The 18984-nt window shown below is 68.2% G+C and carries 20 protein-coding genes; 13 read left to right on the top strand and 7 right to left on the bottom strand.

Features of this window, described 5'->3' with window-relative positions; all coding sequences use genetic code 11:
- Positions 1–11 precede the first annotated feature (11 nt).
- From HP445_RS13815 to HP445_RS13830, 4 genes are read left to right on the top strand one after another with little or no spacing between them, the layout of a single operon-like run.
- On the top strand, positions 12–1052 hold the full coding sequence (locus HP445_RS13815) for an ABC transporter permease (RefSeq protein WP_128779600.1): 1041 nt from the start codon (positions 12–14) through the stop codon (positions 1050–1052).
- On the top strand, positions 1049–2005 hold the full coding sequence (locus HP445_RS13820) for an ABC transporter ATP-binding protein (protein ID WP_128779601.1): 957 nt from the start codon (positions 1049–1051) through the stop codon (positions 2003–2005). Before HP445_RS13815 ends, HP445_RS13820 begins: the two co-directional genes overlap by 4 nt.
- Positions 2002–2895: an ABC transporter ATP-binding protein gene (locus HP445_RS13825; RefSeq protein WP_128779602.1), complete on the top strand. Its 894-nt coding sequence runs from the start codon at positions 2002–2004 to the stop codon at positions 2893–2895. The genes HP445_RS13820 and HP445_RS13825 overlap by 4 nt, the downstream gene beginning before the upstream one ends.
- On the top strand, positions 2892–5015 hold the full coding sequence (locus HP445_RS13830; protein WP_128779603.1) for a glycoside hydrolase family 36 protein: 2124 nt from the start codon (positions 2892–2894) through the stop codon (positions 5013–5015). Before HP445_RS13825 ends, HP445_RS13830 begins: the two co-directional genes overlap by 4 nt.
- 165 nt (positions 5016–5180) lie before the next feature.
- Here the strand turns inward: HP445_RS13830 and HP445_RS13835 are convergent, their stop codons facing one another.
- From HP445_RS13835 to HP445_RS13855, 5 genes are all read right to left on the bottom strand, one after another.
- On the bottom strand, positions 5181–5813 hold the full coding sequence (locus HP445_RS13835; protein ID WP_128779604.1) for a response regulator transcription factor: 633 nt from the start codon (positions 5811–5813) through the stop codon (positions 5181–5183).
- Positions 5810–7012 (bottom strand): sensor histidine kinase, encoded by a 1203-nt coding sequence (locus HP445_RS13840; RefSeq protein WP_128779605.1) that lies wholly within the window; start codon positions 7010–7012, stop codon positions 5810–5812. The genes HP445_RS13835 and HP445_RS13840 overlap by 4 nt, the downstream gene beginning before the upstream one ends.
- Before the next feature lie 29 nt (positions 7013–7041).
- The gene (locus tag HP445_RS13845; protein WP_128779606.1) at positions 7042–7839 is read right to left on the bottom strand and encodes an ABC transporter permease; all 798 of its coding nucleotides are present in this window, start codon (positions 7837–7839) and stop codon (positions 7042–7044) included.
- Entirely contained in the window at positions 7836–8675 is an 840-nt protein-coding gene (locus tag HP445_RS13850) for an ABC transporter ATP-binding protein (protein ID WP_164941077.1), read from the bottom strand. The genes HP445_RS13845 and HP445_RS13850 overlap by 4 nt, the downstream gene beginning before the upstream one ends.
- 164 nt (positions 8676–8839) lie before the next feature.
- On the bottom strand, positions 8840–8980 hold the full coding sequence (locus tag HP445_RS13855) for a hypothetical protein (RefSeq protein WP_164941078.1): 141 nt from the start codon (positions 8978–8980) through the stop codon (positions 8840–8842).
- Positions 8981–9367: 387 nt separating this feature from the next.
- Between HP445_RS13855 and HP445_RS13860 the strand changes: the two genes are divergently transcribed.
- The 6 genes from HP445_RS13860 (at position 9368) to HP445_RS13885 (ending at position 13947) form a co-directional block, all read left to right on the top strand.
- Complete coding sequence (locus tag HP445_RS13860; RefSeq protein WP_128779608.1) at positions 9368–10036, top strand: hypothetical protein; 669 nt, start codon at positions 9368–9370, stop codon at positions 10034–10036.
- Positions 10037–10123: 87 nt separating this feature from the next.
- Positions 10124–11056, top strand: coding sequence for an NADP-dependent oxidoreductase (locus tag HP445_RS13865; protein ID WP_128779609.1), 933 nt, complete (start codon positions 10124–10126; stop codon positions 11054–11056).
- A gap of 156 nt (positions 11057–11212) precedes the next feature.
- The gene (locus HP445_RS13870; protein WP_128779610.1) at positions 11213–11926 is read left to right on the top strand and encodes a sporulation delaying protein family toxin; all 714 of its coding nucleotides are present in this window, start codon (positions 11213–11215) and stop codon (positions 11924–11926) included.
- Positions 11923–12489 carry an SdpA family antimicrobial peptide system protein gene (locus HP445_RS13875; RefSeq protein WP_128779611.1) on the top strand — a complete coding sequence of 189 codons (567 nt, stop codon included), beginning with the start codon at positions 11923–11925 and terminating at the stop codon, positions 12487–12489. The genes HP445_RS13870 and HP445_RS13875 overlap by 4 nt, the downstream gene beginning before the upstream one ends.
- Positions 12489–13469, top strand: coding sequence for a sporulation-delaying protein SdpB family protein (locus tag HP445_RS13880; protein WP_164941079.1), 981 nt, complete (start codon positions 12489–12491; stop codon positions 13467–13469). The genes HP445_RS13875 and HP445_RS13880 overlap by 1 nt, the downstream gene beginning before the upstream one ends.
- On the top strand, positions 13456–13947 hold the full coding sequence (locus HP445_RS13885) for a hypothetical protein (protein WP_128779613.1): 492 nt from the start codon (positions 13456–13458) through the stop codon (positions 13945–13947). The genes HP445_RS13880 and HP445_RS13885 overlap by 14 nt, the downstream gene beginning before the upstream one ends.
- 57 nt (positions 13948–14004) lie before the next feature.
- Here HP445_RS13885 and HP445_RS13890 read toward each other — a convergent pair whose 3' ends face one another.
- Both HP445_RS13890 and HP445_RS19185 read right to left on the bottom strand, forming a co-directional pair.
- Complete coding sequence (locus HP445_RS13890; protein ID WP_241660334.1) at positions 14005–15264, bottom strand: hypothetical protein; 1260 nt, start codon at positions 15262–15264, stop codon at positions 14005–14007.
- A 93-nt stretch (positions 15265–15357) separates the two neighbouring features.
- Positions 15358–15735, bottom strand: a complete 378-nt coding sequence (locus tag HP445_RS19185; RefSeq protein WP_308201627.1) for a DUF2510 domain-containing protein — start codon at positions 15733–15735, stop codon at positions 15358–15360.
- A 543-nt stretch (positions 15736–16278) separates the two neighbouring features.
- Here HP445_RS19185 and HP445_RS13900 point away from each other — a divergent pair.
- From HP445_RS13900 to HP445_RS13910, 3 genes are all read left to right on the top strand, one after another.
- Positions 16279–16599: a nucleotide pyrophosphohydrolase gene (locus HP445_RS13900; protein ID WP_128779614.1), complete on the top strand. Its 321-nt coding sequence runs from the start codon at positions 16279–16281 to the stop codon at positions 16597–16599.
- On the top strand, positions 16586–18307 hold the full coding sequence (locus tag HP445_RS13905; protein WP_128779615.1) for a DUF2075 domain-containing protein: 1722 nt from the start codon (positions 16586–16588) through the stop codon (positions 18305–18307). The genes HP445_RS13900 and HP445_RS13905 overlap by 14 nt, the downstream gene beginning before the upstream one ends.
- A gap of 68 nt (positions 18308–18375) precedes the next feature.
- The gene (locus tag HP445_RS13910; protein ID WP_241660335.1) at positions 18376–18924 is read left to right on the top strand and encodes a zinc-binding dehydrogenase; all 549 of its coding nucleotides are present in this window, start codon (positions 18376–18378) and stop codon (positions 18922–18924) included.
- The last annotated feature ends 60 nt before the right edge of the window (positions 18925–18984 follow it).

The following is an 18984-nucleotide window of genomic DNA, read 5'->3' on the forward strand; positions in this document are numbered from 1 at the left end:
AGGAGACGACCATGACCAACATCCAGCAGGAGACCGAGCCCACCATCGGCGCGCTGACCGAGGAGGCCGACAGCACCACGTCGATCGCCACCCGGCGCGCGTCGAAGGGCGGCATCCGCAGGTTCCTCCCCACGCTCACCCCGTGGCTCGTCACGGGCATCGCGCTCGTCGCCGGCGTCACGCTGTTCGGGGTGATCGGACCGCTGCTCGTCGGCGACCCGACCACCATCCGCGACACCGGGCTGCAGGGACCGAGCGGCTCGAATGTCCTCGGTACCACCCAGACCGGTCAGGACGTCCTGGCGCAGCTCGCCTTCGCCACCCGGGGCAGCCTGCAGATCGGTCTCATCGTCGGCGTCCTCGCCACGGTGCTGTCCGCGTTCTTCGGCATCCTCGGCGCCTACCTGGGCGGGATCATGGACGAGGCGTTCTCGCTGTTCTCGAACGTGTTCCTCGTCATCCCCGGCCTGCCGCTCGTCATCGTCATCTCCGGTCTGGTGCCGCGTGAGGCCCGCGGGCTCTGGACCATCGCGGTCGTCCTGGCGATCACGTCGTGGGCCGGGTCCGCCCGGGTGCTGCGCGCGCAGACGATGTCGATCCGCAACCGCGACTACGTGTCCGCCGCCCGGGTCGCCGGCGAACGGCCCTGGCGGGTCATCGCCGTCGAGATCCTGCCGAACCTGCTGCCGGTGCTCGCGTCGCAGTTCGTGTTCGCGGTGATCGCTGCGATCCTCGGGGAGGCGGGGCTGTCGTTCCTCGGGCTCGGGGCGTCGAACTCGTCGACGCTCGGCACGATGCTCTTCTACGCCCAGAACGGCTTCGCGCTGGCGAACGGCGCCTGGTGGTGGTTCGTGCCGCCGGGCCTGCTCATCGCCCTGCTCGGCATGGGCCTGTCCCTGGTGAACTTCTCGATCGACGAGGTCATCAACCCGCGACTCGCGAACGTGCGTGCGCAGCGACGGCGCGACCGTCGTGCGAAGCGTGCGGCCCGCTCGGGAGGCCCGGCGCGCGTCGCCACCGCCGGTCACGACACGAATGGGGTCGCCCGATGAGCGCCACCGACACCGCACGACCGGTCACCTCCGGCGCCCCGGGCGACGGCGCCCGGCCGGCCGTGCTGACCATCGACCACCTCGACGTCGTCTACGAGACCGAGCACCCCGTGCACGCCGTGAAGGACGTCTCGCTCACCCTGGCGCCCGGCGAGATCCTCGGGCTCGCGGGGGAGTCGGGCTGCGGCAAGACGACCCTGGCGTACGCCATCACCCGGCTGCACCGGCCGCCGGCGAAGGTCACGTCGGGCAGCATCACCTTCCACGACCGCGACGGCACCGACGTCGACCTGCTCGGCCTGCCGCACGAGCAACTCCGGGCCCTGCGGTGGTCGAAGCTGTCGATGGTGTTCCAGGGGGCGATGAACGCGCTCAACCCGGTCACCACGATCCGCGCCCAGCTCGACGACGCGCTGGTCGAACACCGCAAGGGCATGCCCCGCAAGGAACGTCGGGCCATCGCCGAGGACGCCCTGCGCCGCGTCGGCGTCGACCCGTCCCGCATCACCGCGTACCCGCACGAACTGTCCGGCGGCATGCGGCAGCGCGTGATGATCGCGATGGCGATGCTGCTCGAACCGCAGATCATGATCATGGACGAGCCCACCACCGCACTCGACGTCGTGGTGCAGCGGGAGATCCTGCGCGAGATCGTCCGGCTGCGGGACGAGCTCGGGTTCGCCGTCGTGTTCATCACGCACGACCTGCCGCTGCTGCTCGAGATCAGCGACCGGATCGCGATCATGCTCCGCGGCGAGGTCGTCGAATGCGACCGTGCCAGCGTGATCCAGCACGACCCGCAGCACCCGTACACGCGGAAGCTGCTGCAGTCGTTCCCGAGCCTGTCCGGAGCCCGCGGCGCGTTCATCCGCACCGGGGTCGAGGACGGCGCCGAACCCGAGACCGACACCCGGGCCGTCGTGGTCCAGGCAGCACAGGAGACGGACCGATGACCAGTGTGACCGTCAGCCACCTCGGCAAGGACTTCCACACCCGCAAGGGCCTGAAGCGCACCACCCTGCGGGCCGTCGACGACGTGTCGTTCGACCTGCTGCCCGGCCGGACCGTCGCGCTGGTGGGGGAGTCCGGCTCGGGCAAGTCCACCATCGCGCGGATGCTCGCCAAGCTCGAGACCAGGACGCGCGGCTCGATCGACGTACGGCTCGAGGACGGCACCCCCGTCGAGGGCAGCATGTACCGGCGGCACGTGCAGATGGTGTTCCAGGACCCGTTCGCGTCGCTCAACCCGTTCCACTCGATCGAGCACCACATCGCCCGGCCGCTGCAGCTGCACCACCGGGCCCGCGGCGCCGACGAGACCGCCGACAAGGTGCGGGAACTGCTCAGCCGGGTGAACCTCGACGAGGACTTCGCGTCGCGGCGGCCGCACGAACTCTCCGGCGGGCAGCGGCAGCGCGTCGCCATCGCCCGCGCACTCGCCCCGGGCGCGCAGGTGCTCATCGCCGACGAACCCGTGTCGATGCTCGACGTCTCGATCCGCCTGAGCGTGCTCAACCTGCTCGGCCGGCTGCAGCGCGAGGACGAGCTCGCCGTGCTCTACATCACGCACGACCTGGCGACCGCGCGGCACTTCTCCGACGAGATCCTCGTGCTCTACCGCGGCCGGGTCGTCGAGCGGGGACCGTCGGACGCCGTCATCCTCGACCCGCACCACGACTACACCCGGCTGCTCGCCGAGGCCGCCCCCGACCCGGAGCGCACCGAGCGCCGGATCACCGCGGGGCCGCCGCTCGACCGGACGAAGATCGACAACACCACCTGCTACGACCACACGGTCGGGGACTGGGTGTCGAGCGAGCCCGCACCGGTCGGGGCGCGATGAGCGACGGGTCGACGTTCGTCGACTGGGTCACCGACGGGTTCGCGGCACGGTTCCGGGTCGGTGCCGACCAGCCCGCGGCGCTCGTGTCGTTCGTGCCGACCGGCGGAGTGTCGGTCGGCGGAGCGCTCGCCGACGGGCCGGACGACCCGCAGCCGCTCGTCGAGCTGACGACGATCGGGCACGGGCGGTTCCCCGGCGGGTTCCGGCACGTGGACTCCACGATCGGGGCGCGACTGCGACCCGTGTCGCACCACGTGCACGACGACGGGACCGACCTGTGGTTCCGGATCGAGCAGGCGGACGCGGCCACGGGCCTCCGGACCGAGTCGGTGTTCCGGGCGCGCGCCGGCGTGCCCGCGTTCCAGACGTGGACCGAGGTGTCGGCCGAGCACGGTGAGCACGTCGTCGACTTCGTCTCGTCGTTCGCGACCGGGGCGTTCCTGACCGACTCGGGCGCCTCCGTCGACGAGCTCGCCCTCGTGCACGCCGACAACGACTGGGCAGCGGAGAGCCGTTGGCGAACCGATCCGCTGCGGTCGATCGGGTTCGCGGCGATCGACCGGGAGGCCCAGCACCACCCGCCCCGCAGCCGCGCCGTCGTGCAGAACCGCGGCTCGTGGTCGACCGGTGAAGCGCTGCCGATCGGGGTGCTGCGGGCGGAGGACGCTGTGTCGCTTCCGTACGCGCTCGTCTGGCAGGTCGAGCACAACGGGCCCTGGTTGTACGAGCTCGGGGAGACCCGGCGGCACGCGTACCTGCTGTTGAGCGGCCCCACCGACCAGGAACACCAGTGGACCGCAGTCGTCACACCGGAGCAGCCGTTCACCTCGGTGCCGGTGTCCGTCGGGATCGCCGGGTCGATCGACGACGCCTTCGGGGTGCTCACCCGGCAGCGTCGGGCGTTCCGGCACGTGCGGGAGGCCGACCGTGCCCTGCCCCTGGTGTTCAACGACTACATGAACACGCTCATGGGCGACCCGACCACCGAGAAGCTCCTGCCGCTCATCGACGCTGCCGCCGACGCCGGAGCGGACCTGTTCTGCATCGACGCCGGTTGGTACGCCGAGGGGCACTGGTGGGACACCGTCGGAGCGTGGGAGGAAGCGGCGTCGCGGTTCCCGACGGGGCTCGGCGCCGTCGTCGACCACATCCGTGCGCGCGGCATGCAGGCCGGCCTCTGGCTCGAACCCGAGGTCATCGGCATCCACTCGCCGCTGGCTTCGACCCTGCCGTCGTCCGCGTTCGTCGAGCACCACGGGGTCCGGGTCGCGGAGCACGGGCGGCACCTGCTGGACCTGCGCTCGCCGGAGGCCCGCGCACACCTCGACGCGGTGGTCGACCGGCTCGTCGGGGAGCTCGGGGTGACGTTCTTCAAGATGGACAACAACACCATGACGGGGCCGTTCGCCGGGATGCTCGAGCACCAGCGGGCGCTGCTCGACTGGCTCGACGCCGTGCAGGAGCGGTACCCGGCACTGCTCATCGAGAACTGCGCCTCGGGAGCGATGCGCGCCGACTGGGCCATGCTGTCCCGCCTGCACATGCAGTCGACGTCGGACCAGCAGGACCCGGTCTTGTCAGCCACGATCGCCGCCGCCGCTCCCGCCGCGATGCTGCCCGAGCAGGCGGGGAACTGGGCGTACCCGGCACCGACGATGGACCCGGAACTGTTCACGCTGTCGCTCGTGAACGGGGTGCTCGGGCGGATGTACCTGTCCGGGTACCTCAACGAGATGTCGTCGTCGCAGCGCGCGGTGGTCGGTGACGCGATCGCTGCGCACCGGCAGGTCCTGGACGTCGTCGAGGCGTCCGTCCCGGTCTGGCCCCTCGGGCTGCCCGCCTGGGAGGACCCGTGGACCGCACTCGGTCTGCACGCAGCCACGGGCGACCTGTACCTGTCGGTGTGGTCGCTGCCCGGTGTGTCGGCCTCGGTGTCGTTGCCGCTGCCGGCGTTCGCCGGGCAGGCGGTGGTCGTCGAGCCGCTGTTCCCGACGGAACTCGGGTCGTGGTCCGTGGTGTGGGACGCCGCTTCGGGCTCGCTCGAGGTCGCGAACGGCGGGTCGACCCCCACAGCGCGGGTGCTCCGCGTCCGGTCGCAGGAGGCGGACGCGGGGGCCTGAGCGGGCGCGCGTCGCGATGGCAGGGCGCGCGCTGGAGCGGACGGGAGGCACGGTGCGGGCAGGCACCGTGCCTCCGGTTCCGTCCGGAACGGCATCGAGTGAGCAGAAGATGTCGGGTCAGCGCACAGGACTCGACATCTTCTGCTCACTCATCGGGCTCGCAGGTCAGGGGAGGAGCTGGAGCTCCATCGCGCGGGTGACGGCACGGGTGCGGTCGTTCACGCCGAGCTTCTCGAAGACGTGGCCGAGGTGGGTCTTCACCGTGGCCTCGCTGAGGAACAGCGCGCGGCCGATCGCCGGGTTGCTGTTGCCCTGGGCGACGAGGCGCAGGACGTCGAGCTCGCGCGGGGTCAGCGACGGGCCGGCCGCGGCGGGGAGCGAGCCCGTCGCTCGGCGGACGAGCGCTGCGGCCGCCGAGGGCGCGAGTGCCGTCTCACCCCGCGCGGTCGCCCGGACGCCGGCGAGGATCTCGGACTCCGGGGCGGCCTTGAGCAGGTAGCCGGTGGCGCCGGCCTCGATGGCGGCGAGGATCTGGTCGTCGGACTCGTACGTGGTCAGGATGAGGACACGGACGCCGGGCTCGGCGGCGAGGATCTCCGCCGTCGCCGCATCGCCGTCGAGCACGGGCATCCGGAGGTCCATGAGCACGACGTCGGGGCGTTCGGCCAGTGCCACCGTCACCGCGGCGCGGCCGTCGCTGGCCTGGCCGACGACCTCGACGTCGTCGGCGTCCTGCAGGAGGGCCACGATGCCCGACCGGACGATCGGGTGGTCGTCGGCGACCACGACGCGGATCACCGGGTCACCTCTGCCACGGGGTGACGATCGACGGCCGGGAGGCTCAGGTCGGGTCCGGTGGGCAGGCTCGCGTCGACGACGGTGCCCCCGCCCGGCGTGCTCGTGATCGTGCAGGCACCGCCGGAGAGCACCAACCGTTCGTGGAGGCCCCGGAGACCGTGCCCGGCCGTCGGGACGCCGGTGTCGAAGCCGACGCCGTCGTCGGTCACACGGACGCCGACCCGTTCGGGCGCGTGCTGCAGGACGATGCGGACGGACCCGGCGTCGGCGTGGGCACGGATGTTCGCGAGGGACTCCTGGACGACCCGGAGCAGCACGACCTGGGCGTCGCGGTCGAGCGGGCCGTCGGTGGCGTCGACGGCGACGGGCGTGCCGGTCTCGCGGGTGTAGCGCTCGGCCAGGCGGTGCAGGGCTCCGGCCAGGCTGCCGCTCGTGGCACCGGCGACCCCGGCGGCGATGAGGGCGCGGGAGTCCTCGAGTGCCGCTCGTGCCGACTCCTCGAGGACCGCCAGCCGTTCGTCGAGGGCGGCACCGCGGTCGTTCGCCAGGTCCTTGCGGGCGCGTTCGGTGAGCATGACGATGCCAGCGAGGTTCTGCGCGACGGTGTCGTGGATCTCGCGGGCCAGGCGCTCCCGTTCGCTCGCGACGCCCGCGCTGCGGTGGGCATCGGCGAGGGACTGCTGGGTGGCGCGGAGTTCGTCGAGGAGCTGGCGGCGCTCCTCGGACAGGCCGGCGACGCTCGAGATCCACACGCCCATCGCGCAGGCACCGATGACGCTGATGCCCTCGATGAGCACGGTGCTGACGAGGGCGTCCGGGCCGCCGGAGACCTGCAGGCCGATGCCGCTCGCGACGCCGACCGCGACCGAGAGCAGGACGGCCGTGCGGACCCGTTCGGACTGCACCCACACGAGGGGGAACGCGATGCACTGCACGAACGCGGTGCTCGGCACGACGGCGGGCAACACCAGGGCGGCGACGAGGACCAGCGGGAGGAAGGCAGCGGCGGCACGGGGGCTGTCGTAGCCGCGGTGGCCGAACACGGCGTAGGCGACGACGAGCACCACGACCGCGGTGAACGCCGGCCAGCGGGTACCCCACGGCGACCACCCGAACACGGTGATCACGGCGGTGAGGAGCATCGTGCCCGCGAAGAAGACGTGCAACCACCGGTTGCGCATCCACGTCTCGCCGTTCATGTGCCCAGCATCCCACCAGCGGGGCGCCATCAGGCGTCCTTGCGGTTCCACCGGAACGTCAGCAGGCAGGCCACCGTGCCCAGGACCAGCCACGCTGCCAACACGAGGGCTCCGAGGCCGAGGTGCCACGCGCCTCCCGGCTCGCCCGACTCGAACGCACTGGGCAGGAAGACGGACCGCATGCCGGAGGCCATCCACCGCAGGGGGAAGACGGACGCGACGTCCTGCAACCAGGTGGGGAGCTGCGTGAAGGGCAGGTAGACGCCGGAGATGAACTGCAGCACCAGCACGATCGGGACGATGGTGGCGGTGGCGCGCCGGCCCTCGCGGGGGAGCGCCGAGACCGCGATGCCGAGGACGCAGCTGGTGGCGATGCCGAGGACCATCACCCCGGCGAAGACACCCCACTTGCCCGCGTCGGTCGGCAGGTCGACGCCGAACACCAGGCTCGCGATCGCCAGCAGCAGGGCCGTCTGCACGAGCGTGGTGACGAGGACCATGCCGATCTTGCCGACGAAGTACGACAGGACCGGGAGCGGTGTGCCGCCGAGTCGCTTCAACGTGCCGTCGCTGCGCTCCGTGGCGATGTCGACGCCCAGGGACTGCGTGCCGGAGAGCAGGATGCCCGTCGCGACCAGGCCGGGCAGGTAGTAGGTGGCGTAGTCGACGCTGACGTCGGGGCCGGCCTGGATGTCGGCGGCGCCGGAGAACGCCACCGAGAACAGCGCCAGCATGATGATCGGGAACAGGAACGTGAAGAAGACCGCGTCGGGAGCGCGGAAGTAGGTGCGGATCTCGTACGAGATGCGGCTGGTCGCTGTCTTCACTGCTGTCCCACCATGTCGAGGTAGACGTCCTCGAGGGACGGACGGATGACTTCGAGGTCGTGCATGGGCGTGGTGCTGCTGCGGATGAGCGCCGTCGGGTCGGTCGTGCGCTCGTCATGGTGTCCGCCGTCGTCGTCACGCCAGCGGACCCGGGGCGTGCGGGCCTCGGCGCCGCCGATCTCGTCGATGGGTGCGAGGTCGAGGAGCTTCCCGTCGGCGATGACCGCGGCACGGTCGGCGAGCTGGGCGGCTTCGTCGAGGTAGTGCGTGGTGAGCAGGATCGTCGTGCCCTCGTGCTGCACCTGGCGGAGAAGGTCCCAGAACTGCCGTCGGGCCTCGGGGTCGAAGCCCGTGGTCGGTTCGTCGAGGAACAGGACCTCGGGGCGGCCGATGATGCCGAGGGCGACGTCGACGCGGCGGCGCTGGCCTCCGGACAGTCGACTGACGCGGGTGTTGCGCTGCGTCTCGAGCCCCGTCGCGGTGAGGAGCTCCTCGACGCTGCGGTGCTTCGGGTAGAGCGTCGCGAAGTGGTTCAGCTGCTCGGCGACGGTGACGTTCGGGGACTCCGCGCTGGTCTGCAGGACGATGCCGATGCGTGCGTTGTGGCTGCGGCTCGTCCGTGCCGGGTCGTGGCCGAGGACGCGGACCTCGCCGGCGGTGCGGGAGCGGTACCCCTCGAGGATCTCGACCGTCGTGGACTTGCCGGCACCGTTGGGGCCGAGGAGCGCGAAGGTCTCGCCGCGTTCGATCGTGAAGGAGACGTCGTCCACGGCACGTTTGCCGGTGGCGTACTGCTTGCCGAGGTGCTGGACCTCGATGGCGGGGGACTCGGGCATGGGTCCAGCATCGCCGCCCGGTGGCCGTGGGGGATCGACCGGGGCGGTGGTCTCGGCATCGTCCGATCGGGGGATGGTGCCGGCGGGGGAGGTGGTTCGGTTTCCGGCCGGTGACGGTTCTGGTTCGCGATCGTCGGGGATCGTGAACCGGAACCGTCACCGTCTCAGTACTGCGGGCGGATCCAGTCCGTCGGTTGCACGAAGCGGGCGCGGGGCAGGACCTCGTCCGGCTCGGCGGTCCGCACGCTCGTGATGATCGTGTCCTCGCTGTGCTCGTACGAGCGGCGGGCGATGCACCGTGTCAACGTGCATGTTGGACCGAGATTGCGCAGGGGAGAGCTGCCTTGCGTACTGTCAGATAGGCTCCGCCGTCACACGCCGGTGCAGAGGGCATGCTGTCCCGGGTTCGGCTCTCTTCGGACCCGATGGTCATGGGCACGTAGATAGGAGCCCGGCGACTCGCCCGCCACCGCCGTCCGCGTCAGGAGTAGGCCAGGCTCAGGGGACCGACTAGATCCACACGCCAGCCTTGCGCCCAGCGCCGGGGCCACCAGCTGGGACGATTGCTCGGAGCGGCTCTTCGCCCGCGAGCGGGACGGCCTTAGTTTGCGATGGCGCGAGCAATCTGCACCGCCAACAAATGACTAGGTCCGCCGGCATGAGCGTGCCACAATCAGGGGGTGGAGCTAGTCGTGGGCATACTCGGATTTCTTGCTGCAGTCGTCATACCTATGTATCTGCATCGCCAGAAGTACCCCCGTCGTGAGTTGCGTTACGCAATCCTGCGAGACGATGCGCCGGGCATCTGGAGGCTCCGAATCTGGTCCACAAGCCGAGCAGACATTCCCTCAGCCACGTTCGACGACGCGCGGCCAATAATCTTCACCTTCAGCCGAGCGGTCGCGGACAAGGGCCCCGGTCCCTCGATGGGGCGCAGAGCGACAGAGTGGATCGCGCCGACCGAACTAGCCATCGCACCGCAGCTGTTGCGGACTGACTTCTCTTCTACGGTGATTTTCTCCGCCCATGAGCCTTTTAGTCTGCAGGTGGAGAACTCGCTCATTGACGTCCCGGTTAGTCGGGACACAAAGGTGGAAACTTACGGAATACCTCGAGTTGAGGTCGCGATCCGGAACACAAGGACAAAATCTCGTATCTCTGCGCTGGCCATCGTGCTGTGGCTTACTGCGGTCAGTTTCGCGCTCTTTGTGTTGGGTCTGAGTGTCGCGACTTACGATGACAAGCTCGGCGAAGCACTCGGTATCCCCGGTATGCTCCTGCTCACGCTAAGCCTCGTGGCACTGCTTGTGATTGGGTTGCGGCGCCTCTTCACTCGTGGAAGAAAGAAGCTGCGCTTCTAGAACTGGGTGCGGACGCGATCGGCCAGGCAGCGGCGCGCGCGGCTCGGTGCCTGAGAGCTAGCGCCCCGCGTCCGGTAGACCAGGAGGATGCAGGTCGTCGGAGTCGAACAGTTCGGAGGGCCCGAGGCCCTCGCCGTCCACGAGGTGCCGGAGCCGCACGCCGGTGCGGGGTCCGTGCGGATCCGGGTGCAGGCGTTCGCCGTGAACCCGACCGACACGGGGGTGCGTGCCGGGCAGCGGGACAGCTCGCAGGCCTCGCCGCCGTACGTGCCGGGGATGGACGCCGCCGGCGTCATCGACGAGGTCGGGCCCGACGTCACCGGATGGCAGGTCGGCGAAGAGGTCATGGCGATGGCATTGCCGCTCAGCGCCCACGGTGGCGCCTATGTGCAGGAGCTCGTCGCGCCGGTGGGGTCGTTCACGCGGATCCCTCGTGGGACGTCTCTTCCGCTCGCCTCCACGGTGCCGATGAACGGGCTGACGGCGTTGCAGATCCTGTCGCACGCCTCCCTCGCGCCGGGGCAGACGCTCGCCGTGACCGGGGCCGCTGGGCTGCTCGGGAACTACGTGGTGCAGCTTGCGAAGGCCGCCGGGCTGACGGTGATCGCGGATGCTGCTCCGGCGGACGAGGCACTCGTCCGGTCGCTCGGGCCGGACCACGTGGTGCCGCGAGGTGCTTCCTTCGCCTCCGCTGTCCGGGAGCTCGTGCCGGACGGGGTCGATGCGCTCGCCGATGCTGCCGTGCAGCGCGACGAGGTCGTGGACGCCGTTCGCGACGGGGGAGTGTTCTTCGATGTGCGGGGGTGGCAGGGCAACGGGGCTCGGGGGATCGAGTTCGTGCAGATCATGGTGTTCTCGGAGTACCGGTCGTTCGACAAGCTCGAGCAGCTGCGGCATGCGGTGGAGAGTGGGACGTTGACTCCGCGGGTCGCCGAGGTGCTGCCGGCTGCGCGGGCTGCGGAGGCGCATGAGCGGTTGGAGGCCGGGGGGACGCGGGGGCGGTTCGTACTGACGTGGTGAGTTGATGACACGGTGAGGGACGGGAGGCGTGGTGCCGGGTGGTGCCGCGCCTTCCGTCGTTCGGTGGCAACTCTCTCGAATGCCGTTGCATGAGGTATTAAATATCAGTAGGTTGCTCTCGTGCACAGCACAGTGGCTGTGTCGGGAGGGACAAACTTGAACATCCAGAAGCTCCACCGTCCACGGGTTGCCGTGCTCGGATTCGTGACTGCCATCCTGCTGCTCGCGGCATCGCTCGTCGGTTCGCCAGCCGTGGCGACGGCCGTCGAACCGGTGGCAGCTGCGAGCAGCACGTCGGGCCTCTCAGAACAGGACCTGCTGCTCGTCGACGGGGCGCTGTTCGGTGTCGGCCCCGTTGCGAAGCAGCTCGGCACGAGCATCGAACCAGTCTTCTCCGGCGATGACTTGGAGCGAGTCACGGCCTACGCGCGTGAATCCCGTGAAGGACTCGTCGCATCGAACCCCGATGCGGTCGAGCGCGCTGTGGCCAACATTCGGTCGGGATCGGTGAACTCCGTTGCGAAGGGCTTCGAAGAGCTCGGGGGAGCCTTCAACTCTTACATCAGCGAGACGTACACCGAGGAAGAGTTGAACGCAGCCAAGGAGGAGTACAGCTCGACGCAGGCCGTACCGATGTGTGGAGCAGTCGCCGCCTGTGTCGCAGCAGTTGCCTTCGCCGTCTACGCAGCAGCTGCCGTTCACAATGCTGCGGTCATCACAGCGGCCGCTGCGGTCCTCGTGTCCGTGTATGCGTGGTGCGGAGCCTGGACCGGTTGCGGGCGCAGCGGCCAAGCAACCGGGAATGACCGGGTGAAGCAGGAGAAGTTCCTGGCCAACGCAACCCGCGTCGGTCAGACGCTGCCCGCGTGAGTCTGAAGCTCGCCGAGACGACCGTGGTCACGGTGGCGGCTCTTGCCGTGGCCACGGTCGCCTTCGCATCACTCCCGATCAGTACCCACGCGTCGGGATTCGTTGCTGACGGTCTGCGTGCTGTCAGCGAGATCACGCCACAAGGATGGGGCTTCTTCACCCGTGACCCGCGCTCTCCGATCACGCAAGCCCGCGTCCGCACCGCGGAGGGAGAGTGGAAGACCGTGACTCGGGGTCCGAACGCGACCCTGCGGAACGCGTTCGGGTTCAACCGGTCGTCGCGACTCGACGAGTACGACGTGTCCCAGGTCACCGGGTCTCGCGACATCGATGGACTCTGGTCGGACTGCACCGGAAACTCGATCGCGGAGTGCGCCCAGCGTGCTGCGTCAGAGCGCGGTGTTCAGGAGTGGACGGCCGAAGGCTACGACCTCCGGCTCTGCGGGGAGGTCCTCTTGCTCGCCGTGGATCCGGTGCCGATCGACTTCGCGGGCCTGCAGTACGACGCCTCGACGAAGGCCATCCGCGCGACCGTCCGATGCGATGCTCTGGAGGATCAGTGATGACCTCTGCCGCCACACTGCAACGTCACAACGGTGGCGGAGTGGGCGGGCGAGCGTCGTTCGAGCGGTACGTGTCGGCCGTCAGCCCGTTCACGCCGGTACTCGGGCTCGTGCGATCAGCGATCGCAGCAGCCGCCTTGCTCACGCTCGTGTTCAGCCCGACCGATCAGCTCTTCTTCCGGAGCTCGACGTTCCCGACCGGTGCGAACTGCGGGAACAGCACGTCGTGGATGTCCTTGTTCTGCATCGGGTCCTCCAGCGGGCATCTCGAACTGACGAAGTGGGTCGCGGTGTCCGTACTCGCCATCGTCGTCACCGGACTGTTGCCGGCGATCACTGCCCTTCCACACTGGTGGGTGACGTGGAGCCTCATGACCTCGAGTACGGCCGTCGACGGCGGCGAACACCTCGCCGCGAACCTGGCACTCATCCTCGTTCCGCTCGTACTGCTCGACCGCCGTCGCTGGCACTGGACCCCTGACAGGCGGTACGTGGGCCGTTCTTCGTGGGTCGCCGTGATCGGGTACACCACCCTCGGGCTCTGGACTCTCCAGATGATGGGCGTGTACTTCCAGGCCAGCGTGGCGAAGTTCTCCGTCCTCGAGTGGTCGGACGGGACGGCGCTCTGGTACTGGATGCAGAACCCGGTCTTCGCCCCGGCCGGAGCCGTCGGAGACCTTGTTCGGAACGCGCTCCAGTGGTTACCACTCACCGTCATCGCGACGTACGGCACGCTCGCGCTGCAGCTCGCTCTGGTCGGCGCTGTCTTCATGCCGCGCAGGCCTCGGCATCTGCTCCTGGGCCTCGCTGTCGCGTTCCACCTGGCGATCGCCGTGCTGATGGGCCTGTGGAGCTTCTCGATGATCATGATCGCGGCAGACCTGCTGTTGCTCCTCCGCCCCCACGAATCGGAGAGCGTCGCTCGTGCCCTTCACATGGGCTCACGAAACGAACGGCAGGTGAACCATGTCAGCGCCTGACGGGTCCTTCCGAAGCCCGGCGGATCGCGGAGCGGCACTCGGGGCACTCTTCATCCTGGTCCCCATCGCGGTGATCGGAGTCGCTGGGGCTGCAGCGAAGGGCTTCGATGGACCGTCTCTTGTCGTTCTCGTTCTGGTCTTCGGCGGGCTGGTCTGGGCGATGTCGGTCGCTGCGCGGACGGCTGCCTTCATCGAATTCTCACCAGAGCAGGTCACCGTCGGGTTGGCGCCGTTCTGGAGGACGCGGCTGGCTCGACGTGAGATCGCAGACGTCGCGATAGTGCATATCGACACCTACGGCGACTACGGAGGCTGGGGTATCAAGGGCTCCGCCCGAAGCTCGAAGGGGCGCCTGTACTCGGTCGGCGGTGAGACCGCCTTGCGGCTGATGATGCGGGATCAGCGGACGTTCGTGGTCGCGTTCAAGGACCCCGGGACGGCGGAGCGAGCGAAGCGAGCGCTGCACGGCGGGTGCTGATCGCGCTGAGCGGGACGGTTGGGCCGACGATGGACCGCGGAGCGCCACCGGCCTGCGTCAGTCATCGGCGGGCTCCTCAGCCTTCCGACGCATCCGGGTCTGCAGCCCCGCCAAGCGGTTCGACAGCGCGCCCGCCGCATTTGCAGCGTGCCCGATGGCATCCCCGCCGAGCCGTTTTGCGACGTCAACCGAGTCGGCGCTCACATCGAGGGCACGATCGCGGGCATCCGTCGCGACGTCGTCGACAGCGTCGCGCCACTTCTTCGAGTGCAGCGTCGAACGGTCGTGCTCGATGCCAAGTGTGCCGTGGAAATCGACGAGTCCGGCTGCGACGCGGTTCGTACCCTCGACGACCCGTCGCGAATCGATCGGATTGAGCAGCACCTTCACGTCACTCATTCCGGCCGCCGCGTCCATCCGGTCGATGAGACGCTTCGTCGTGGCGGCGATGGCATCGCGTCGCTGCGAACGAGCGACCTGCACACCGGCGCGGTGACTGTCCAGTTCGTCGGGCGATGTCCGGAGGACCCGGTCGAGCTCCAACACTGCGAGACCGTCATGCAGTTGGAAGCACCGTGCGAGCACCGCCAGCCATTCGCGCGCGGCCGACTCAGCGTCGGAGGTGAGCTCAGCGAGATCGCCGACCTTCGTGGTCTTCTCGAGCTTGACCGCGAGTGCGTCCAGCGCTCTGAGCGCGTACGACTGCACCGTCAAGATCGTCTGGCTCGCCCCCTGGATCTTCGACCAGGTGACGTCGTTGACGCCCCCGACCTGCTCGCGGATCGTCAGCGCCTCGCTCAGGAGCAAATCGACGCCGATCATGTCGGAGAAGACCTGGTCCTTCTGAGCACGGAGGACGTCGTCGAGCTTCGCGTCGATCTTGGCCAGGTAGTCCGTGATCTCGTCCATCGCCTGCTGCATCGCAAGCTGCGCCATCACGCCCGCAGCGCCGGTCAGGACGGCGGGGTTCGTGAGGACCGAGCCCGGTGTCTTGACGAATTGCAGTATGCCCTTGATCTTCCCGCCGTCCGTGACCACCGCACGGCTCACGGAGGGATTGGAGCCCTTCATCGCGGGAAAGTCCTTCAGCGCCTTGGCGGAGTCTTTGGTGAGCTTCACCCATCGCCCCGACGCTGCCAGTCCGGCGCCAGCCTGGGTTGCCATTGATCCACTACTCGAGACTTCGCTCCACCGAGGAAGGGTGAGTTCGCGAGAAGCGAGCCCGTTCGATGACAAGAAACGCTCCACCGCACTCGGGTCGCCGATGATCGCGACTCCTTCGTCGTCGCGGACGACCTCGATCTCGTCAGTCATCATGCTCCTCATCGTTCGCCGGGTGATCGGCGAAGCTCGTTCGATTGACTCTTACCGCAGTTTCTAGACAATTCGGGCGATCGCTCGAGACGCCGGTCAGAACGACGAGGCTGCCGGGGGAGCGGGCGGCATCGAGTGCTGCACGTGCTCGGTCCATTGGAGACCATCCCACCAGCGGTTCGCGCCCTGCGCGTCCGCGTACCACCCGGGCGGCGGGCCCTGCGACGGAGCCGGCACTGGCGTCGGCTGCTGAACAGTGACGGTTGGCTGGGGCGTCGTCGCCTGCGCACCGAGGTGGAGCGACATCTTGTGGCCGCACCCTCGGCAGGTCTTCGTGAAGCCCATCGCGAGCTCCGAGATCCCGACGGTCATCACGGCGGTGCTCGCGCGAACGCTGTTCCTGCCCAAGTTCGCTGCAGCGCTGTTCGTGCACTTCTTGCAGTCACGGCAGCCTGTCTCGACCCGATTCGCCATCAGGCACCCCTCTCGTTCCTCGGGAAGCGTACGAGGACCGCTCACCTGCGACCAGTGCCCCTTCGGGGGTGTTGCGGGATGGCGCACGTCTTTGCGGCGAAGGACGCTCGCCGCCCGGTGTTCAAGGAACTCTGATCGCCCTAGTTGCTCGAACGTGAGGACCCCTCCCGAAGGTCCGCGGATCAGGAGCACTTCGTGACAGACCAACGACGGCAGGACGAACGACTCCTGGCGGGCCTCCGTTTCCTCGCAGATCAGTCAGAACCAGCCCCCCCCCCGAAAGGACGTTGGGAAGCAGCATCGGCGCAAGTCTCCATGAGCGAGACGGAGTCGACCTTCGTCCCCTCCCGCCCCGAATCTTGGGGCCGCAACGCCTTCGGGTTCGGGAAGTCGACGCTCGGTCGCGCGGGTTCGATGGCGGCAGTAGCTCAACAGTTATCGTCGTTCGTTCAACAGGGTCTGCGTAGCGAGAGCGTTTGACCGACCGACCGACCGACCGTGCGCTCGTCTCGTTGTCGTGAGCCGCGCTGCTAGCGTCGCAGCATGGCGGATGAGGGGCTGCACGACGAGCTACGGGCTTTCGTCGACGAACGCGACTGGGGTCAGTTCCACAGTCAGGAGAACCTATCGAAGAGCATCTCGATCGAGGCGGCGGAGCTGCTCGAGTGCTTCCAGTGGAAAGCCGAGGCCGACGAGTCGCGCGTGCGGAGCGAGCTTGCTGACGTACTCACGTACTGCTTCCTCCTCGCGGACCGCCTCGGCACGTCGCCGGAGACCCTGATCCGCGAAAAGCTCGCGATCACGAAGGCCAAGTACCCGGTGGAACGATCGCGAGGGCGGAGCACGAAGTATGACCAGCTTTGACATCGAGCGGCTCCCGTTCACCCGAAAGCACCTGCGGTTATGGCAAGCGGATGATCGTCGCTTCATCAACTGGCCAGTGGTCTACATCCTCGACGATGGGAAGCGGGCGTACGTCGGCGAGACCCTGAACACCGCCGCGCGGATGCGGCAGCACCTCGAGTCAGCCGAGCGCAAGACGTTGAAGTCGGTTCGGCTCGTGCTCGACGACACGTTCAACAAGTCAGTATGCCTCGACCTCGAGTCGCAGCTCATCGCCTTGCTTGCGGCGGACGAGAAGTTCACGGTGCTGAACAGCAACAAGGGAATCGTCGATGCCGATTACTTCGACCGGCCAAGGTACCGCGACACCTTCAAACAGATATTCGATGCACTCCGCGAGCAGCAGGTATTTACTCGCAGTCTGCCCGAGATCGAGAACCGTGAGCTCTTCAAGCTCTCACCCTTCAAGGCCTTGAACCGTGACCAGGCGATCGCGTTGGAGGACATCCTCGAGGGCCTGTTCGACGACTGGGAAGACGATGCAGCGACTCCGATCACCGTGCAAGGGGACCCCGGCACCGGCAAGACGATCGTCGCTGTCTACCTGCTCAAGCTCCTCCGAGACCTCGCCCAGGGCAAGGGGCTCGACGATCTCGAGAGCGACGCGCTCTTCTCCGACTTCTTCACCGAGGACAACCACCGTCTTCTCGATGGTTCGCGGCTCGGGCTCGTTGTTCCGCAGCAGGCGTTGCGGGCGTCCCTCAAGCGCGTGTTCGCGAAGACCCCCGGTCTTGACAAGACGATGGTGCTGACTCCGTTCGAGGTGGGGAAGAGCGATGAGCCCTGGGATCTGCTCGTCGTCGATGAATCTCATCGCCTCAACCACCGCGCGAACCAAGCGTCCGGCGTGCAGAACAAGAGTTTCGGGGAGATCAACGAGAAGTTGTTCGGCGCCGACGCCGATCACCTGACACAATTGGACTGGATCCGGAAGCAGAGCCGGCACCAGATCTTCCTGATCGATTCGCATCAGAGCGTGCGTCCCGCCGACCTTCCGCAAGCGACGCAGAAGGCGCTCATCGATGAGAGTGAAGCCGCGGATCGCCGCTACCGACTCTTCACGCAGATGCGCGTGCAGGGTGGCGCGGACTACGTGTCCTTCGCACGAGCGCTCCTGGGCGACAAACCGCGCGAGCGTGAGGACTTCGGCACCTACGATGTGCGGTTCTTCGACGACCTCGGCGAGATGCACGACGCAATCCGAGCCCGCGACGCTCAAGTCGGGCTCTCCCGTCTCGTTGCCGGGTACGCCTGGGAATGGAGAAGCAAGAACGACTCCGCCGCGATCGACATCGAAATCGACGGTCGCAAGCTGCAGTGGAACCAGACCCAGACCGACTGGATTACCTCACCGGGGGCGGTCGAGCAGGTCGGATCGATCCACACCGTGCAGGGGTACGACCTCAACTATGCGGGCGTCGTCATCGGGCCGGACCTGCGGTTCGACCAAGAGACGCAGCGTGTTGTCTTCAACCGATCGAACTACTTCGACAAGAAGGGTATGGAGAACAACCCGCGGCTCGGGATCGAGTACTCGGATGAGGACGTCCTCCGCTTCGTGACGAACGTGTACTCGGTCCTGATGACGCGCGGGGTACTCGGCACCTACCTGTACGTGGTTGACCCGGCGCTGCGGGAGCACTTGCGCGCGATCATCCAGGCGGGCTGAGCCGACCCCGAGTAACGGCCCTGACTCGCGCTCGTCTCACACGAAATCGTGCTGCGGCGACCGTGCCCATGAACGGGCTGACGGCGTTGCAGATCCTGTCGCACGCTTCGCTCGCGCCGGGGCAGACGCTCGCCGTGACCGGGGCGGCTTGGCTGCTCGGGAACTACGTTGTGCAGCTGGCGAATGCCGCCGGGCTGACGGTGATCGCGGATGCTGCTCCGGCCGATGAAGCGCTTGTGCGGTCGCTCGGGCCGGACCACGTGGTGCCGCGAGGTGCTTCCTTCGCCTCCGCTGTCCGGGAGCTCGTGCCGGACGGGGTCGATGCGCTCGCCGACGCTGCCGTGCAGCGCGACGAGGTCGTCGACGCCGTTCGGGACGGGGGAGTGTTCTTCGACGTGCGGGGGTGGCAGGGCAACGGGGCTCGGGCGATCGAGTTCGTGCAGGTGATGGTGTTCTCGGAGTACCGGTCGTTCGACAAGCTCGAGCAGCTGCGGCATGCGGTGGAGAGTGGGACGTTGACGCCGCGGGTCGCCGAGGTGTTGCCGGCTGCTCGGGCTGTGGAGGCGCATGAGCGGTTGGAGGCTGGGGGGACGCCGGGGCGGTTTGTGCTGACGTAGGAATAGCCCCAGCGCACGAGAGGAAGCCTGTGAGCCGAGCTGTCGATCAAGGTTGCCACA

This window comes from Curtobacterium flaccumfaciens (genome assembly GCF_013359815.1).
Lineage (GTDB): Bacteria > Actinomycetota > Actinomycetes > Actinomycetales > Microbacteriaceae > Curtobacterium > Curtobacterium flaccumfaciens.

What these genes read in the sequence shown, in the direction of transcription:
- HP445_RS13830 (WP_128779603.1), top strand. Translation starts at nt 2,892, where the DNA reads ATGAGCGACGGGTCGACGTTCGTCGACTGGGTCACCGACGGGTTCGCG.
- HP445_RS13820 (WP_128779601.1), top strand. Translation starts at nt 1,049, where the DNA reads ATGAGCGCCACCGACACCGCACGACCGGTCACCTCCGGCGCCCCGGGC.
- HP445_RS19185 (WP_308201627.1), bottom strand. Translation starts at nt 15,735, where the DNA reads ATGGCGAATCGGGTCGAGACAGGCTGCCGTGACTGCAAGAAGTGCACG.
- HP445_RS13825 (WP_128779602.1), top strand. Translation starts at nt 2,002, where the DNA reads ATGACCAGTGTGACCGTCAGCCACCTCGGCAAGGACTTCCACACCCGC.
- HP445_RS13880 (WP_164941079.1), top strand. Translation starts at nt 12,489, where the DNA reads ATGACCTCTGCCGCCACACTGCAACGTCACAACGGTGGCGGAGTGGGC.
- HP445_RS13905 (WP_128779615.1), top strand. Translation starts at nt 16,586, where the DNA reads ATGACCAGCTTTGACATCGAGCGGCTCCCGTTCACCCGAAAGCACCTG.
- HP445_RS13890 (WP_241660334.1), bottom strand. Translation starts at nt 15,264, where the DNA reads ATGATGACTGACGAGATCGAGGTCGTCCGCGACGACGAAGGAGTCGCG.
- HP445_RS13865 (WP_128779609.1), top strand. Translation starts at nt 10,124, where the DNA reads ATGCAGGTCGTCGGAGTCGAACAGTTCGGAGGGCCCGAGGCCCTCGCC.
- HP445_RS13815 (WP_128779600.1), top strand. Translation starts at nt 12, where the DNA reads ATGACCAACATCCAGCAGGAGACCGAGCCCACCATCGGCGCGCTGACC.
- HP445_RS13885 (WP_128779613.1), top strand. Translation starts at nt 13,456, where the DNA reads ATGTCAGCGCCTGACGGGTCCTTCCGAAGCCCGGCGGATCGCGGAGCG.
- HP445_RS13910 (WP_241660335.1), top strand. Translation starts at nt 18,376, where the DNA reads ATGAACGGGCTGACGGCGTTGCAGATCCTGTCGCACGCTTCGCTCGCG.
- HP445_RS13850 (WP_164941077.1), bottom strand. Translation starts at nt 8,675, where the DNA reads ATGCCCGAGTCCCCCGCCATCGAGGTCCAGCACCTCGGCAAGCAGTAC.
- HP445_RS13840 (WP_128779605.1), bottom strand. Translation starts at nt 7,012, where the DNA reads ATGAACGGCGAGACGTGGATGCGCAACCGGTGGTTGCACGTCTTCTTC.
- HP445_RS13900 (WP_128779614.1), top strand. Translation starts at nt 16,279, where the DNA reads ATGGCGGATGAGGGGCTGCACGACGAGCTACGGGCTTTCGTCGACGAA.